Below are 16219 nucleotides of genomic sequence, written 5' to 3' on the forward strand. Positions count from 1 at the left end.
GCACAGCCTCACATACGGGGAGGGTCCCCGGGCACGTGGCCCGGGGACCCTCTGGAGCCCTGGCAGGAGCGTTTTCAGTGCGTGGCGCTGCGAGCCGCTTAGCGCTCGACCTCACCCTTGATGAACTTCTCGACGTTCTCGCGGGCCTCGTCGTCGAAGTACTGGACCGGCGGGGACTTCATGAAGTAGCTGGAGGCCGACAGGATCGGGCCGCCGATGCCGCGGTCCTTGGCGATCTTCGCGGCGCGCAGGGCGTCGATGATGACGCCGGCGGAGTTCGGGGAGTCCCAGACCTCGAGCTTGTACTCCAGGTTCAGCGGGACGTCGCCGAACGCGCGGCCCTCGAGGCGGACGTAGGCCCACTTGCGGTCGTCGAGCCAGGCGACGTAGTCGGACGGGCCGATGTGGACGTTCTTCTCGCCGAGGTCCCGGTCGGGGATCTGGGAGGTGACGGCCTGCGTCTTGGAGATCTTCTTGGACTCCAGGCGCTCGCGCTCGAGCATGTTCTTGAAGTCCATGTTGCCGCCGACGTTCAGCTGCATCGTGCGGTCCAGGATGACGCCCCGGTCCTCGAACAGCTTGGCCATGACGCGGTGCGTGATGGTGGCGCCGACCTGGGACTTGATGTCGTCGCCGACGATCGGGACGCCCGCCTCGGTGAACTTGTCGGCCCACTCCTTGGTGCCGGCGATGAAGACCGGAAGGGCGTTGACGAAGGCGACCTTGGCGTCGATGGCGCACTGGGCGTAGAACTTCGCCGCGTCCTCGGAGCCCACGGGCAGGTAGCAGACGAGGACGTCGACCTGCCTGTCCTTGAGGACCTGGACGACGTCGACCGGCTCCTCGGCGGCCTCCTCGATGGTGAGGCGGTAGTACTTGCCGAGACCGTCGAGGGTGTGGCCGCGCTGCACCGTCACGCCGGTGTGCGGCACGTCGGCGATCTTGATGGTGTTGTTCTCGGAGGCGCCGATCGCGTCCGCGAGGTCGAGGCCGACCTTCTTGGCGTCGACGTCGAACGCGGCGACGAACTCGACGTCACCGACGTGGTAGTCACCGAACTGCACGTGCATCAGGCCGGGGACCTTCGACGCCGGGTCGGCGTCCTTGTAGTACTCGACTCCCTGCACCAGCGACGCGGCGCAGTTGCCCACGCCGACGATGGCTACGCGAACCGAACCCATTCCGGTTGCTCCCTGTGTGTACGAGTGAGGCCCTGACCGGGCGCTCACGTGGCGGTGTCGTCGGGCGTATCCGGCCCGGGGGTGTCCCCGGGCCGGGGCAGGACGCCCGGCGCTCCAGATGTGGTGTCGTGCCGAGCGGGCCCCCCGGATTCAGGACCCTTGAGGTCCCGTCCGGCCCGCTCGCTCTCGATGAGCTCGTTCAGCCAGCGCACTTCGCGCTCCACGGACTCCATCCCGTGGCGCTGGAGCTCGAGTGTGTAGTCGTCGAGGCGCTCCCGGGTGCGGGCGAAGGAGACACGCATCTTCTCCAGACGCTCCTCCAGCCGGCTGCGGCGGCCCTCCAGCACGCGCATGCGCACGTCGCGTGACGTCTGCCCGAAGAAGGCGAAACGGGCGGCGAAGTGCTCGTCCTCGTACGCGTCGGGGCCCGTCTGCGACAGCAGCTCCTCGAAGTGCTCCTTGCCCTCCGCCGTCAACCTGTAGACGATCTTGGCGCGACGCCCTGCGAGTGGTGCGGCGAGGGCGTCCTCAGGAGCGTTCCCCGACTCCTCGGTCAACCAGCCGTTGGCGACCAGCGTCTTGAGGCAGGGGTACAGCGTCCCGTAGCTGAACGCGCGGAACACGCCCAGTGACGTGTTGAGCCGCTTGCGCAGCTCGTATCCGTGCATCGGGGACTCGCGGAGCAGGCCGAGGACGGCGAACTCGAGGATCCCGGACCTGCGGCTCATCCCCTCGCCTCCTCGTCTTTATCTCGCTCCGATGTATCGACTCGATACATCACGACGATAGAACGACCGTCCGGATGGGACAAGTGGGGAAACGGTGAACGGGATCACACCACTTATTCATGCGAGGCAAGTTGTCTGGTTTAGGGCGAACTTGGGAACTCGGCGGGTTTTGACGGTGCGTAGTCTGTGCGCCATGCACACCACCGGGAGCCGAGTGACGCGAGGGAGCGTCGTCGTCCTGGGTGCCGTACGGATGAATGCGGGATCGACCACATCCGTACTTCGGGGGGACCGGAAACCAGCCGCCGTTTCCAGGCGCGCACGGGTGCGCCTGCCCGAGGAGTAGTCGTTCGATGAGCGAGCACCGTCGCAAACCGCCGCAGCCGCAGGGAGGCGGACGTGCCGCGGCCCGACGCGGCCAGTCCGGCTTGCCCTCCGGCCGCCGTGCGGCACCGCGAGGCGCCACCGGGTCCCCGGCCGATTACGGACTGGGCCAGGAGTTGGGTGGCGAGGAACGGTCGTACGGAGGGCGAGCCGACACCCGCCGCGCCGCACAGAGAAGCGCAGGAGGCCGCCGCAGAGCGGCCGAGCCCGCCCGCGGAGGTCGACGCGGCGGACCCGCACCCGGGCGCGGACGGGCAGCCGCTCCCGCCCAGAAGCGGTTCATCGACTACCCGCGTGCGGGTAAGTACGGCGCCGCGCGCTGGGTTCCGTCCTGGAAGCTGGTGAGCGGGCTCTTCATCGGGTTCTTCGGCAGCCTGGTGGCCGCCGCGGGCATCGCCTACGCCATGGTGGGCGTTCCGGACCTCGCGAAGACGGCGACGGCCCAGAACAACGTCTTCTACTGGTCCGACGGCAGCGAGATGGTCGCCACGGGTGGCGAGACCAACCGTCAGATCGTCAACCTTTCGCAGATCCCCAAGGAGATGCAGTACGCCGTCATCTCCCAGGAGAACAAGACCTTCTACACCGACAGCGGCATCGACCCGAAGGGCATCGCGCGGGCCGTGTTCAACATGGCCAGGGGCGGTGAGACGCAGGGCGGCTCCACCATCACCCAGCAGTACGTGAAGAACGCGATGCTGAACGACCAGTCGCAGACCATCTCCCGCAAGCTCAAGGAGATCTTCGTCTCGATCAAGGTGGGCACCACGATCTCCAAGGACGAGATCATGGCCGGCTATCTGAACTCCGCGTACTACGGGCGCGGGGCGTACGGCATCCAGGCGGCCGCGCGCGCCTACTTCAACAAGGACGCCGTCGACCTGAACCCCGGCGAGTGCGCCTTCCTGGCCGCGATGCTCAAGGGCGCCACGTACTACGACCCGGCCGGCGCGACGTCCCTCGACCCGGCCGCCACCCCTGAGGCCAACCAGAAGCGGGCCCTGGCGCAGATGCAGGACACCCTGAACAAGATGGTGCAGTACGGCCATCTGAGCGCCGCGGACCGGGCCAAGTACACCACGCTCCCCACCTGGCAGAACCCCCGGTCCAACAACAAGCTGAGCGGCCAGGTCGGCTACCTCGTCGACCTCGCCAAGGCGTACCTGATCAACAACACCGAGATCACGGCCGACGACCTGCAGAAGGGTGGCTACTCGATCTACACGACCTTCGACAAGAAGAAGGTCAACGAACTCCAGACCTCGATCACGAAGGTCCAGAAGGCCAACATCAAGCCCAAGCAGCGACCGGACACCGACACCCACGTCCAGTTCGGCGGCGCTTCCGTGGACCCGACGACCGGCGCCATCAAGGCGATCTACGGCGGTGAGGACGCGACCAAGCACTTCACCGACAACGCCGACCAGACCGGTGCCCAGGTCGGTTCGACCTTCAAGCCGTTCGTGCTCGCGGCGGCCATGCAGTGGGGTGTGCGGGACAAGAGCCTCGGCGCGGAACAGGCGCAGGACGAGCGGACGCAGGTCTCTCCGAAGAGTCTGTACAGCGGCAAGAACAAGCTGAAGATCAAGGACTACGACGGCACGATCTGGAAGAACGAGAAGGGGGAGGAATGGCTGCAGACCAACGACGGCAACGAGTCGTACGGCAATCCCCCCGACTACCAGATCGACCTGCGTGAGGCGATGCGTGAGTCGGTGAACTCCGCCTACGTGCAGCTCGGCATGGACGTCGGCCTGGACAAGGTCAAGGACGCGGCCGTTGCAGCCGGTCTGAAGACGAACAGCCTGGCCGGCACCAGCTTCCCGTCCTTCTCGATCGGTATCTCCGACCCGAGTGCGATCCGTATGGCGGGCGCGTACGCCACCTTCGCGGCAAGCGGCCAGCAGCGTGACCCCTTCTCCGTCACCAAGGTCACCAGTAAGGACGGCACGGTCTTCACCCACACGGACAAGCCCACTGAGGCCTTCACTCCGGCGGTGGCCAACAACGTCACCGACGTGCTGAGGACCGTGGTCGACAAGGGCACGGGTACCGCCGCGAGGCTGCCCGGACGCGAGGTCGCCGGTAAGACCGGTACCACGGACGGCAACAAGTCCGCCTGGTTCATCGGCTACACCCCGCAGCTGTCCACGGCGATCACGATGTTCCGCTACAACGACGACGAGACCCAGAAGAACCGCACCTTCCTGGAGATGTACGGAACGGGTGGTCAGAAGAAGATCCACGGTGCGTCGTTCCCGGCGGAGATCTGGCACGACTACATGGCCGAGGCGCTGGCGAACGAGCCGGCGAAGGACTTCCCGACGCCGGAGCCCATCGGTGAGGTCGTCAACGACGTGCCGAGCCCGACCCCCACTCCGACGGTCGAGAACACCCCGGAGTCGAGCCCGACCCCGAGCCCGACGCCCAGCCAGACGCTGACCAGCCCGAGTCCCTCGCCGAGCGAGACCTGCCGGTTCAGCTGGCAGTGCACGGACACGGGCGGCACCGACACCGGCGGCACGGACGGGGGCGTGACCTCGACGCCGACGGCGACGGACACGTCCGGGACCGGCAACAGCAGAGGCAACGGCAATGGAGGCCTCTTCGGAGGCGGGGGCGGCTAGCCGTCAAAACGCCCAGCACGGGTGTTTCACGTGAAACGTGCACATGTTTCACGTGAAACAGGGGCCGCCGCACCTGAGAGGGTGGGGCGGCCCTCGGCGTATTCCCAGACATGTACGGCAGGATGTGCGACATGCCCAGCGCAGAATCGACGCAAGCGAGCGTGCACGGAGCGGACCTGGTGCGGCCGACCAAGGAGGACAAGGTCGCCACGACCGGCAGCGAGCTGATCGGCGGCCCCCTCGGGCGGCGCGCCCTGCTCGGGACGTCCTGGTGGACCCCCGTCCGGGTCGTCGCGCTCGTCGCGATCGGCATGTTCGCCCTCGGAATGATCCAGAAGGCGCCCTGCTACAACAGCGCCTGGTTCTTCGGCGCCAGCTCCCAGTACACCAAGGCCTGTTACTCGGACATCCCGCACCTCTACCAGGGACGCGGATTCGCCGACGGGCTCGTGCCGTACTTCGACAAGCTTCCCGGCGACATGCCGTACCTCGAATACCCGGTGCTGACCGGCGTGTTCATGGAGGTGGCCGCCTGGCTCACGCCCGGCAACGGCAGCATCCAGGACCAGGAACAGTGGTACTGGATGGTCAACGCCGGGATGCTCATGGTGTGCGCGGCGGTCATCGCGGTCTGCGTGGCCCGCACGCACGCCCGCCGCCCCTGGGACGGTCTGCTGGTCGCCCTGGCGCCCGCCTTCGCGCTGACCGCGACCATCAACTGGGACCTCCTGGCGGTCGCTCTGACGGCCGCGGCGATGCTGATGTGGTCCCGGAGCCGCCCCGTCGCCTTTGGCGTCCTCCTGGGCCTTGCCACGGCCGCCAAGCTCTATCCCGTGTTCCTCCTGGGGCCGCTGTTCCTGCTGTGCTGGCGTGCCGGCAAGTGGCGGCACTTCGGAAAGGCATTGGCAGGTGCGGTCGTCTCCTGGCTCGTGGTCAACCTTCCGGTCATGTTCTTCGCCTGGGACGGCTGGGTGCAGTTCTACAAGTTCAGCCATGACCGGGGCGTCGACTTCGGCTCTTTCTGGCTGATCCTGGCCCAGCACTCGACCAGTCCGCTCTCCACCGACACGGTCAACAACCTGGCCACGTCACTGGTGGTGCTCGGCTGCATCGGCATCGCGGTGCTCACGATGACCGCTCCCCGCCGCCCGCGCTTCGCTCAGCTCGCGTTCCTGATCGTCGCCGTTTTCATCGTCACCAACAAGGTCTACTCGCCGCAGTACGTCCTGTGGCTCGTCCCCCTGGCTGTGCTGGCCCGGCCCAAGTGGCGGGACTTCCTGATCTGGCAGGCGTGCGAGGTCGTGTACTACCTCGGCATCTGGATGTACCTCGCGTACACGACCAGCGGGAACGCCCACAAGGGCCTGCCCGAGGTCGGCTACCAGTGGGCGATCGGCGTACACATCCTGGGGACGCTCTTCCTGTGCGCCGTCGTCGTGCGCGACATCCTCATGCCGGAACGGGACCCCGTGCGCCGATCGGGTGACGACGACCCCTCAGGAGGCGTACTCGACGGGGCGGAGGACGTCTTCGCCCTGGGAGCCGCCGCCCATCCTCCGCAGCACGCGGCCCCCTTCGACGGGCCGCAGGTGGAGTGGGGCAGTCACGGCGCCACACCACCGAGGGACAGTTCGCTCTGAGCGAACGGAGCTTAGGGCCCCATGTCAAAGGCCGTACACGGAGTGCCCGTGTACGGCCTTTCGGCTGCGCCGGCCTGTGGCTCAGCGATCGACGATGCGGTCGAACTGCGTGGTGGTGTGCCGCAGATGGGCCACCAGCTCCTCGCCGACCTTGGGCTCGGGCGCGTCCGACGGGACGAAGAGAATGGAGACCTGCATGTGCGGCGGCTCCGCGAACCACCGCTGCTTGCCGCCCCAGACGAACGGCGAAAGGTTCCGGTTCACCGTGGCGAGACCCGCCCGGGCGACGCCCTTGGCGCGCGGCATGACGCCGTGCAGCGCCTTCGGGGCCTCCAGGCCCACCCCGTGCGACGTACCGCCCGCCACGACCACCAGGAAGCCGTCCGAGGCCGCCTTCTGCTGGCGGTAGCCGAAACGGTCCCCCTTGGCCACGCGCGTGACGTCCAGAACGGCTCCGCGGTACTCGGTGGCCTCGTGGTCCCCCAGCCACAGCCGGGTGCCGATACGGGCGCGGAAGCGGGTCTGCGGGAACTGCTGCTGCAGACGGTGGAGTTCCTCGGCCTTGAGGTGGCTGACGAACATCGTGTGCAGCGGCAGCCGGGCCGCGCGCAGCTGGTCCATCCAGCCGATGACCTCCTCGACGGCGTCCGAGCCGTCCGTGCGGTCCAGCGGCAGGTGGATGGCGAAGCCTTCGAGGCGCACGTTCTCTATGGCGGCGTGCAGCTGAGGGAGGTCCTGGGCGCTGATGCCGTGGCGCTTCATCGAGGACATCACCTCGATCACCACCCGGGCGCCCACGAGGCCGTACACGCCGTCGATGGACGACACCGAGCGGATGACCCGGTCCGGCAGCGGCACGGGCTCCTCGCCACGCCGGTACGGCGTCAGCACCAACAGGTCACCGCCGAAGAAGTCCTTGATGCGCGCGGCCTCGTACGTGGTGCCCACGGCGAGGACGTCCGACCCCAGCCGCGTGGCCTCCTCCGCCAGCCGCTCGTGCCCGAACCCGTAGCCGTTGCCCTTGCAGACCGGGACGAGACCCGGGAACTGCTCCTGCACGTGCTTGTGGTGCGCCCGCCAGCGCGCGGTGTCGACGTAGAGCGTGAGCGCCATGGCCGGACCTGGAACCTTTCTGGTCGCTGCGGTGTATCAGAGGTATGGAAGCTATTGAAGCGAAGAACGCGACGTCAGCGACGCGACATGTAGATGTCGAGCGCCTTGTGCAGCAGCTTGTTGAGCGGGAAGTCCCACTCACCGAGGTACTCGGCCGCCTGGCCGCCCGTGCCGACCTTGAACTGGATGAGGCCGAAGAGGTGGTCGGTCTCGTCCAGCGAGTCGGAGATGCCCCGCAGGTCGTAGACGGTCGCGCCGAGCGCGTAGGCGTCGCGCAGCATCCGCCACTGCATCGCGTTCGAGGGCCGGACCTCACGGCCGATGTTGTCGGAGGCACCGTAGGAGTACCAGACGTGGCCGCCGACGATCAGCATGGTCGCGGCCGAGAGGTTCACGCCGTTGTGGCGGGCGAAGTACAGCCGCATGCGGTTGGGGTCCTCGGTGTTGAGGGCCGTCCACATGCGCTGGAAGTACGAGAGCGGGCGGGGCCGGAAGTGGTCGCGCACGGCGGTGATCTCGTACAGCCGCTGCCATTCCTCGAGATCGTGGTAGCCGCCCTGGACGACCTCGACGCCGGCCTTCTCGGCCTTCTTGATGTTGCGGCGCCACAGCTGGTTGAAGTTCTTGTGGACCTCTTCCAGGGAGCGGTTGGCCAGCGGCACCTGGAAGACGTAGCGCGGCTGCACGTCACCGAAGCCGGCGCCGCCGTCCTCGCCCTGCTGCCAGCCCATGCGGCGCAGCTTGTCCGCCACCTCGAAGGCGCGCGGCTCGATGAAGTCGGCCTCGATGTCGCGCAGCCGCTTCACGTCCGGGTTCTGGATGCCCTGCTTGATGGAGTTCGCGTCCCAGCGCCGGATGATCACCGGCGGGCCCATCTTCACCGAGAAGGCGCCCTGGTGCTTGAGGTGCGCCAGCATCGGTTCCAGCCACTCGGTCAGATTTGGCGCGAACCAGTTGATGACCGGGCCCTCGGGCAGATAGGCGAGATAGCGCTTGATCTTGGGCAGCTGGCGGTAGAGGACGAGGCCCGCGCCGACGAGTTCACCGGTCCGCTCGTCGAACCAGCCGAGGCTCTCGGAGCGCCACTCCGCCTTGACGTCAGCCCAGGCCGGAACCTGCATGTGGCTCGCCGACGGCAGGCTCTGGATGTACGCCAGATGCTGCTCGCGACTGATCGTCCTCAGGGTCAGGCTCATTCGGGGCGCTCCTCGGGCTGGTGTGTCCCCATGGGTACAGGGGCTCCGGCTCTCGCGCCGAAGCCTACTGCGCCTTGCGAGCGCCCTGGCTGGGCGTACGGAAGCCGCGCCCCGGCTCATGGGCCGCCGAGGCGTTCCGCAGTGCTTTGTGTCGAGTTAGGGAGAACGGTGTCCCTGGCGTCAGCTGATGACCCCGCCGAAGAGGCCGCCGTGCGCCATGCCGAGGAAGAAACCGACTCCGGAGGCGCCGAGGCCCAGGATCAGGCCGAAGCGCTCGCGGGTCGTCTCCGAGATCCACTGCCCGTACGCGCCGGTGAGGATGCCCACCAGGCCGGTCCAGGAGCTGAGCAGGTGCAGGTTGTGGAAGAAGCCGGTCACGAACGCGATCACGCCGAGCACCAGGGTCACCGCGAGCAGCGTGTCCTGGAGCGGGTGGGGCTTGCCGTCCGTGGCGAAAAGGCCTCCGGCGGTGTTGGGTCGCAATGCCTGTGCCATGGGGCACCTCCTGCGAAAGGCGGCGCATCGTAGCGCCATACACACCCGATGTGTACAGACTGACGGTCCCCCGGGCCGGATTTCAACCGGAAGCCGGTGTGCGGGTAGTCTGTACCGTCTGCATTGGTGTCTGCCCAGGCCAGCTCGGGTAAACCGCGAGGTCACCCCCGATTGTCAGTGGCGGCCGATACCGTTGCGTACGCATCACAACCCTCCTGCCACGGAACGACCGTGGCCGCTGAGTCCAAAGGAGGTGGGTTCCACATGCGTCACTACGAGGTGATGGTCATCCTCGACCCCGATCTGGAGGAGCGCGCCGTCGCCCCCCTGATCGAGAACTTCCTCTCCGTCGTCCGTGAGGGCAACGGCAAGGTCGAGAAGGTCGACACCTGGGGCCGTCGTCGTCTCTCGTACGAGATCAAGAAGAAGCCCGAGGGCATCTACTCGGTCATCGACCTGCAGGCCGAGCCTGCGGTCGTCAAGGAGCTCGACCGCCAGATGAACCTGAACGAGTCGGTCCTCCGGACCAAGGTCCTCCGCCCCGAGACCCACTGAGCTCTCCCGCTCAGTCGGATCCCGGGATTCGAGTAGCAGCACAAGCAGCCAGCAGCAAACCCGCCGAGAGGTTCCCCCATGGCAGGCGAGACCGTCATCACGGTCGTCGGCAACCTTGTCGATGACCCCGAGCTGCGCTTCACCCCTTCCGGTGCGGCGGTCGCGAAGTTCCGTGTCGCGTCCACCCCCCGCACCTTCGACCGCCAGACGAACGAGTGGAAGGACGGCGAGAGCCTGTTCCTGACCTGCTCGGTCTGGCGTCAGGCGGCGGAGAACGTCGCCGAGTCGCTCCAGCGAGGCATGCGCGTCATCGTGCAGGGCCGACTGAAGCAGCGGTCCTACGAGGACCGTGAGGGCGTCAAGCGCACGGTCTACGAACTGGACGTCGAGGAAGTCGGCGCCAGCCTGCGCAACGCCACGGCCAAGGTCACCAAGACCGCCGGCCGCGGTGGGCAGGGTCAGGGCGGTTACGGCGGCGGTGGCGGCCAGGGTGGCGGCGGCTGGGGCGGTGGCCCCGGTGGCGGCCAGCAGGGCGGCGGCGCTCCTGCCGACGACCCGTGGGCGACCGGCGCTCCCGCCGGTGGCAACCAGGGCGGCGGCGGTGGCTGGGGTGGAAACTCCGGCGGCGGTGGCGGCTACTCGGACGAGCCCCCCTTCTAGGCCTCGGGCCGGAGGGCGGGTCGTACCCAAACTTCTTGATCACACAGGAGAAACACCATGGCGAAGCCGCCTGTGCGCAAGCCGAAGAAGAAGGTCTGCGCTTTCTGCAAGGACAAGGTCACGTACGTGGACTACAAGGACACGAACATGCTGCGGAAGTTCATTTCCGACCGCGGCAAGATCCGTGCCCGCCGCGTGACCGGCAACTGCACGCAGCACCAGCGTGACGTCGCCACGGCCGTCAAGAACAGCCGTGAGATGGCGCTGCTGCCCTACACGTCCACCGCGCGCTAAGGGAAGGGTGACCGACTCATGAAGATCATCCTCACCCACGAGGTCTCCGGCCTCGGTGCCGCCGGCGATGTCGTCGACGTCAAGGACGGTTACGCTCGCAACTACCTGATCCCGCGGAAGTTCGCTATCCGCTGGACCAAGGGTGGCGAGAAGGACGTCGAGCAGATCCGTCGCGCTCGCAAGATCCACGAGATCCAGACCATCGAGCAGGCCAACCAGGTGAAGGCCCAGCTCGAGGGTGTCAAGGTCCGTCTGGCCGTCCGTTCCGGCGACGCCGGTCGTCTCTTCGGTTCCGTCACCCCGGCCGACATCGCCTCGGCGATCAAGGCTTCCGGTGGCCCCGAGGTCGACAAGCGCCGTATCGAGCTGACCGCTCCGATCAAGACCCTGGGCGCCCACGAGACGTCCGTGCGTCTGCACCCCGAGGTTGCCGCCAAGGTCAACATCGAGGTCGTCGCGGCCTGACGCCGTGCTCGGCTCGAGTAGCTGAGAGAGGGGCCGCCCTGGTCGGGGCGGCCCCTCTTCGTCTCCGGGCTCGGCGTCGCGGTCGCCGAGCCCGGGCTCGCGATGTTTCACGTGAAACGGGCATACGGGGGGCCGACTGGCTGCTCAACGGGTCGCGCCGGTCACCAGCCAACGGCCCGAGCGGGCACGGAGCCACAGGGTCAGCATGCGTATGGCCATCATCAACGTCATTGCTGCCCACAGGGCCGTCAGCCCGCCGCCCAGCGTCGGCACGAGAAGGGCCACCGGGGCGAACACCGCAAGGGTGACCAGCATCGCTCCTGCCAGATAGCGGCCGTCTCCCGCGCCCATCAGCACACCGTCCAGGACGAAGACGACCCCGCAGATCGGCTGTGAGAGGGCGACGATCACCAGAGCCGGCAGAGCGGCGTCCCTGACCACAGGGTCGCTCGTGAACAGCGGCAGGAACACCGGCCGTGCGATCACGACCAACGCGCCGAGGACGACGCCCACAGCGATGCCCCACTCCACCATGCGCCGGCAGGCCTGACGGGCTCCCTGGGCGTCATCGGCGCCGAGATAGCGGCCGATGATGGCCTGTCCGGCGATGGCGATCGCGTCGAGGGCGAAGGCCAGCAGGCTCCAGAGGGAGAGGATGATCTGGTGGGCCGCGATGTCCGCGTCGCCGAGCCGGGCGGCGACCGCGGTGGCGATCATCAGGATGGCCCGCAGGGAAAGGGTCCGGACCAGCAACGGCACGCCGGCTTGGGCCGAGGCCCTGATTCCGCCCAGGTCGGGGCGCAAGGAGGCGCAGTGTCGGCGGGCGCCACGGACGACCACCGTGAGGTAGACCGCCGCCATGCCGCACTGTGCGATGACGGTTCCCCAGGCGGAGCCCGCGATGCCGAGGTCGGCGCCGTAGACGAGGCCCGCGTTGAGGGCGGCGTTGGCGACGAAGCCCGCGATGGCGACATAGAGGGGAGTCTTCGTGTTCTGCAGGCCGCGCAGCACACCGGTCGCGGCCAGGACGACGAGCATGGCCGGGATGCCGAGGGCAGAGATGCGCAGATAGGTGGTCGCGTAGGGGGCGGCCGTGTCGGAGGCGCCGAAGAGGTTCACCACGGCCGGCGCGGTGGGCAGGACGGCCGCGATGACGGCGGCACCGAGAAGGAGAGCCAGCCAGATTCCGTCCATGCCCTGCCGTATGGCTGCCTGAAGGTCGCCGGCGCCGACGCGCCGGGCCACGGCCGCCGTGGTGGCGTAGGCAAGGAAGACGAAGACGCTGACCGCTGTCGTCAGCAGGGCCGAGGCGACGCCGAGGCCGGCGAGTTGGGCGGTGCCCAGGTGCCCGACGATCGCGCTGTCGGCCATGACGAACAGGGGCTCGGCGACGAGTGCGCCGAAGGCCGGCACGGCCAGCGCGACGATCTCTCGGTCGTGCTGTCGCCCGGTGGCCTTGGGGGTCGCTGAAGCCTGTGTCATGAGCATCAATGTAATCGTCCACAGGTAAGAGATGCAAAGCCTTAGTGACCCTTACCTCTCGCTTCGTCGTGCACTCTTTCGCGCGCAGTTCGAAGCGATCTTGCTCTGGCTGGGGAAGTTTTTCTTCTGCACAGCCGGTGGACGGGAAAGGCGCAGGTCAGACCGTTCTTCACAGAAGGTGTCAGAGCTTGTTCACAGGCCTGTCCACCGGGTCGTGCACAGGTTTTGCGGAGTTCTCCACAGCATCCGGGCCGTCGTCCACATGGCCTGTGGATAACCAGATTGGCTGACGGTGCCCGCGGGCCTACGGTGGTCCGGCGCCCGCTCCGTTCGTCGGCTGGAAAACCCTCACAAACCCGACGCGCCACAACCGGAGTTGGGCCTCTCATTTGTCAGTGCCGTGCCGTAGAACTTAGGGCATGGCTAGGTCCGCTCCGCGGACGGGAGGAGGTGGCTCGGTGAGCATTTCCGAGCCCTTGGACGATCCGTGGGCCGACAGCGGGCCCAGCGATCGTCTGCCCGCCTCCCGCCGACGCGGCGACGGAGGCCGGAGCCGTGACGAGCAGCACGACCGAGGCCGCGACAACGGCTCGTGGGACGGCGGGGGAACGTCCTTCGAGCGCGTGCCGCCGCAGGACCTCGACGCCGAGCAGTCCGTTCTCGGCGGCATGCTCCTGTCCAAGGACGCCATCGCCGACGTCGTCGAGATCCTCAAGGGACACGACTTCTACAAGCCGGCCCACGAGACGATCTTCCAGGCCATCCTCGACGTCTACGCCAAGGGCGAGCCCGCAGACCCGATCACGATCGCCGCGGAGCTCACCAAGCGCGGTGAGATCAACAAGGTCGGCGGCGCCTCGTATCTCCACACCCTCGTCCAGACGGTGCCGACGGCGGCCAACGCCGAGTACTACGCGGAGATCGTCCACGAGCGCGCCGTGCTGCGCCGGCTGGTCGAGGCGGGCACGCGGATCACCCAGATGGGATACGCGGCCGACGACGACGTCGACGAGATCGTCAACCGGGCCCAGGCCGAGATCTACGCGGTCACCGAGCAGCGCACCAGTGAGGACTACCTGCCGCTCGGCGACATCATGGAGGGTGCGCTCGACGAGATCGAGGCGATCGGCTCCCGCAGCGGCGAGATGACGGGTGTGCCCACGGGATTCACCGACTTCGACTCGCTCACCAACGGCCTGCATCCCGGGCAGATGATCGTCATCGCCGCGCGTCCCGCCATGGGTAAGTCCACGCTCGCCCTGGACTTCGCCCGGGCCGCCTCCATCAAGCACAACCTGCCGAGCGTCATCTTCTCCCTCGAGATGGGGCGCAACGAGATCGCGATGCGGCTGCTCTCCGCCGAGGCTCGGGTCGCCCTGCACCACATGCGCTCCGGCACGATGACGGACGAGGACTGGACACGCCTGGCCCGCCGTATGCCCGACGTCTCCGCCGCACCGCTGTTCATCGACGACTCCCCGAACCTGTCGATGATGGAGATCCGCGCCAAGTGCCGCCGCCTCAAGCAGCGCAACGACATCCGTCTGGTCGTCATCGACTACCTCCAGCTGATGCAGTCGGGCGGCTCCAAGCGCGCCGAGAACCGTCAGCAGGAGGTCTCGGACATGTCCCGTAACCTCAAGCTCCTCGCCAAGGAGCTGGAGATCCCGGTGATCGCGTTGTCCCAGCTCAACCGTGGTCCCGAGCAGCGCACCGACAAGAAGCCGATGGTCTCCGACCTGCGTGAGTCCGGCTCCATCGAGCAGGACGCCGACATGGTCATCCTGCTGCACCGCGAGGACGCCTACGAGAAGGAGTCGCCGCGCGCGGGCGAGGCCGACCTGATCGTGGCCAAGCACCGTAACGGCCCGACGGCCACGATCACGGTCGCCTTCCAGGGCCACTACTCGCGTTTCGTGGACATGGCGCAGACCTGATCCGCCCGCCCGGGCCTTCGGGGCAAATGAACTCGACGGCCGGGCGTCCCCCGGGATGGACTGGGGGGCATGACGACTTCTCAGGAAGAGCTGCTTCCCGCTACGCGTCGGGCCCTGCTGCACCGCATCGCCGTGGCCCAGGCCGAAGGGCGTGCGCCGTCGCTGGTCGCGGCGGTCGTCCGGGGCGGGCGGACGGTGTGGTACGGGGCGCGGACCTCGGTGGACGGACACGGCCCGGACGAGAACGTGCAGTACCGCATCGGTTCGATCACCAAGACGTTCACGGCTGTCCTGGTGCTGCGGCTGCGCGACGAGGGGCTGCTCGATCTCGGAGACCCCCTGGAGAAGCACCTGCCGGGCACGGGTGCGGGGGAGGCCACCATCGCCGACCTGCTCGCCCACACCGGCGGACTGGCGGCCGAGTCGCCGGGCCCGTGGTGGGAGCGCACCCCGGGATCGCTGCGCCCCGAACTCGCCGACGTCCTGGGCGAGCAGCCGCTGCTGCATCCGGTCGGTCGCCGCTTCCACTACTCCAACCCGGGCTACACAGTGCTCGGCGCACTCGTCGAGAAGCTGCGTGGAGCCCCCTGGGAGGAGGTACTGCGGCGTGAAGTGCTCGAGCCCCTGGGGCTCGACGGCACGAGCGCCCAGCCGCGGGCACCCCACGCGGGTGGCTGGGCCGTGCACCCCTGGGCGGACGTCCTGTTGCCCGAACCCAGCGAGAACCTCGGACGGATGGCCCCGGCGGGCCAACTCTGGTCAACCACGGCCGACCTGGCTCGGTTCGCGGTGTTCCTGGCGCAGGGGGACGAGCGGGTCCTGAGCGCCGAGACAGTGCGGGAGATGCGGATCCCCGCGGCGCCGGTGGAGGCGGCGGACGTGGCCGACGGAACCTCCTACGGGCTCGGGCTGCAGATCCAGCACCGCAACGGCAGGCTGCTCATCGGGCACTCCGGGTCACTGCCCGGATTTCTCGCGAACCTGACCATCGGCATCGACGAGGATGTCACGTCGGTGGTGCTGGCCAACTGCACCTCAGGTCCGCTGCTGTCCACTGTCGGTGCCGATCTCGTGCGCATCGTCGCCGAGGCCGAGCCGCGCATCCCGGAGCCATGGCGTCCGCTGACCGAAGTCGACGCAGGCGTACTGGAGTTGGTCGGGCCCTGGTACTGGGGGACGTATGCGTTCGCGTTGCGGCTGACGTCGGACGGGAGTGTGGCGCTGGAGCCGTTGTCCGGCTCGGGCCGCCGTTCGCGCTTCCGGGCGAACGGGGACGGCACCTGGACCGGAATTGAGGGCTACTACGCCGGAGAGCTACTGAGGGCCGTACGACGGTCCGACGGGACGGTGAGTCATCTGGACCTCGAGTCGTTCGTGTTCACGCGTCAGCCGTACGACGAGGATGCTCCTGTGCCGGGTGGGGTGGACCCTGACGGGTGGCGGGGGATCGGTTGAGCACCGC

At 67.9% G+C, this 16219-nt stretch carries 14 protein-coding genes; 8 read left to right on the forward strand and 6 right to left on the reverse strand.

Annotated elements, in window-relative coordinates; all coding sequences use genetic code 11:
* Positions 1-98: 98 nt before the first annotated feature.
* Together MKW14_RS12430 and MKW14_RS12435 are read right to left on the reverse strand one after the other, a co-directional pair.
* Positions 99-1181: an inositol-3-phosphate synthase gene (locus MKW14_RS12430; RefSeq protein WP_240862148.1), complete on the reverse strand. Its 1083-nt coding sequence runs from the start codon at positions 1179-1181 to the stop codon at positions 99-101.
* A gap of 44 nt (positions 1182-1225) precedes the next feature.
* Entirely contained in the window at positions 1226-1909 is a 684-nt protein-coding gene (locus MKW14_RS12435) for a PadR family transcriptional regulator (protein ID WP_240862149.1), read from the reverse strand.
* Positions 1910-2262: 353 nt separating this feature from the next.
* Between MKW14_RS12435 and MKW14_RS12440 the strand changes: the two genes are divergently transcribed.
* A complete protein-coding gene (locus tag MKW14_RS12440) occupies positions 2263-4920 on the forward strand; it encodes a transglycosylase domain-containing protein (RefSeq protein ID WP_240862150.1) in 2658 nt (885 codons plus the stop codon).
* A gap of 131 nt (positions 4921-5051) precedes the next feature.
* Positions 5052-6560, forward strand: coding sequence for a glycosyltransferase family 87 protein (locus tag MKW14_RS12445; protein ID WP_240862152.1), 1509 nt, complete (start codon positions 5052-5054; stop codon positions 6558-6560).
* Between the two features lie 81 nt (positions 6561-6641).
* On the opposite strand, the gene MKW14_RS12450 is transcribed toward MKW14_RS12445, so the two are convergent.
* The 3 genes from MKW14_RS12450 to MKW14_RS12460 form a co-directional block, all read right to left on the reverse strand.
* A complete protein-coding gene (locus MKW14_RS12450) occupies positions 6642-7673 on the reverse strand; it encodes an alanine racemase (protein WP_208780357.1) in 1032 nt (343 codons plus the stop codon).
* Positions 7674-7747: 74 nt separating this feature from the next.
* Positions 7748-8869 (reverse strand): peptidoglycan bridge formation glycyltransferase FemX, encoded by a 1122-nt coding sequence (gene femX / locus MKW14_RS12455; RefSeq protein ID WP_133048339.1) that lies wholly within the window; start codon positions 8867-8869, stop codon positions 7748-7750.
* Positions 8870-9049: 180 nt separating this feature from the next.
* On the reverse strand, positions 9050-9364 hold the full coding sequence (locus MKW14_RS12460; protein WP_240862154.1) for a hypothetical protein: 315 nt from the start codon (positions 9362-9364) through the stop codon (positions 9050-9052).
* 264 nt (positions 9365-9628) lie between these two features.
* On the opposite strand from MKW14_RS12460, the gene rpsF reads away from it, so the two are divergent.
* From rpsF to rplI, 4 genes are all read left to right on the forward strand, one after another.
* A complete protein-coding gene (gene rpsF, locus MKW14_RS12465) occupies positions 9629-9919 on the forward strand; it encodes a 30S ribosomal protein S6 (RefSeq protein ID WP_005482942.1) in 291 nt (96 codons plus the stop codon).
* Positions 9920-9997: 78 nt separating this feature from the next.
* Positions 9998-10579 carry a single-stranded DNA-binding protein gene (locus tag MKW14_RS12470; protein ID WP_240862156.1) on the forward strand — a complete coding sequence of 194 codons (582 nt, stop codon included), beginning with the start codon at positions 9998-10000 and terminating at the stop codon, positions 10577-10579.
* Positions 10580-10636: 57 nt separating this feature from the next.
* A complete protein-coding gene (rpsR, locus tag MKW14_RS12475) occupies positions 10637-10873 on the forward strand; it encodes a 30S ribosomal protein S18 (protein WP_003949403.1) in 237 nt (78 codons plus the stop codon).
* A gap of 18 nt (positions 10874-10891) precedes the next feature.
* Complete coding sequence (rplI, locus tag MKW14_RS12480; protein WP_225824217.1) at positions 10892-11338, forward strand: 50S ribosomal protein L9; 447 nt, start codon at positions 10892-10894, stop codon at positions 11336-11338.
* A gap of 144 nt (positions 11339-11482) precedes the next feature.
* Here rplI and MKW14_RS12485 read toward each other — a convergent pair whose 3' ends face one another.
* Positions 11483-12826 (reverse strand): MATE family efflux transporter, encoded by a 1344-nt coding sequence (locus tag MKW14_RS12485; RefSeq protein ID WP_240862158.1) that lies wholly within the window; start codon positions 12824-12826, stop codon positions 11483-11485.
* Between the two features lie 452 nt (positions 12827-13278).
* Between MKW14_RS12485 and dnaB the strand changes: the two genes are divergently transcribed.
* Both dnaB and MKW14_RS12495 read left to right on the forward strand, forming a co-directional pair.
* Positions 13279-14757, forward strand: coding sequence for a replicative DNA helicase (gene dnaB, locus MKW14_RS12490; protein ID WP_240862159.1), 1479 nt, complete (start codon positions 13279-13281; stop codon positions 14755-14757).
* A 69-nt stretch (positions 14758-14826) separates the two neighbouring features.
* Positions 14827-16212 (forward strand): serine hydrolase domain-containing protein, encoded by a 1386-nt coding sequence (locus MKW14_RS12495; protein WP_240862161.1) that lies wholly within the window; start codon positions 14827-14829, stop codon positions 16210-16212.
* Positions 16213-16219: the final 7 nt, after the last annotated feature.

Source organism: Streptomyces gilvus (assembly GCF_022513565.1).
GTDB lineage: Bacteria > Actinomycetota > Actinomycetes > Streptomycetales > Streptomycetaceae > Streptomyces > Streptomyces gilvus.

Excerpts from the sequence above, each read along its gene's own strand:
- MKW14_RS12445 (WP_240862152.1), top strand. The coding sequence starts at position 5,052 with ATGCCCAGCGCAGAATCGACGCAAGCGAGCGTGCACGGAGCGGACCTG.
- MKW14_RS12485 (WP_240862158.1), bottom strand. The coding sequence starts at position 12,826 with ATGCTCATGACACAGGCTTCAGCGACCCCCAAGGCCACCGGGCGACAG.
- MKW14_RS12495 (WP_240862161.1), top strand. The coding sequence starts at position 14,827 with ATGACGACTTCTCAGGAAGAGCTGCTTCCCGCTACGCGTCGGGCCCTG.
- femX (WP_133048339.1), bottom strand. The coding sequence starts at position 8,869 with ATGAGCCTGACCCTGAGGACGATCAGTCGCGAGCAGCATCTGGCGTAC.
- MKW14_RS12440 (WP_240862150.1), top strand. The coding sequence starts at position 2,263 with ATGAGCGAGCACCGTCGCAAACCGCCGCAGCCGCAGGGAGGCGGACGT.
- rpsR (WP_003949403.1), top strand. The coding sequence starts at position 10,637 with ATGGCGAAGCCGCCTGTGCGCAAGCCGAAGAAGAAGGTCTGCGCTTTC.
- MKW14_RS12470 (WP_240862156.1), top strand. The coding sequence starts at position 9,998 with ATGGCAGGCGAGACCGTCATCACGGTCGTCGGCAACCTTGTCGATGAC.
- rpsF (WP_005482942.1), top strand. The coding sequence starts at position 9,629 with ATGCGTCACTACGAGGTGATGGTCATCCTCGACCCCGATCTGGAGGAG.
- MKW14_RS12460 (WP_240862154.1), bottom strand. The coding sequence starts at position 9,364 with ATGGCACAGGCATTGCGACCCAACACCGCCGGAGGCCTTTTCGCCACG.
- MKW14_RS12430 (WP_240862148.1), bottom strand. The coding sequence starts at position 1,181 with ATGGGTTCGGTTCGCGTAGCCATCGTCGGCGTGGGCAACTGCGCCGCG.
- MKW14_RS12450 (WP_208780357.1), bottom strand. The coding sequence starts at position 7,673 with ATGGCGCTCACGCTCTACGTCGACACCGCGCGCTGGCGGGCGCACCAC.
- MKW14_RS12435 (WP_240862149.1), bottom strand. The coding sequence starts at position 1,909 with ATGAGCCGCAGGTCCGGGATCCTCGAGTTCGCCGTCCTCGGCCTGCTC.
- rplI (WP_225824217.1), top strand. The coding sequence starts at position 10,892 with ATGAAGATCATCCTCACCCACGAGGTCTCCGGCCTCGGTGCCGCCGGC.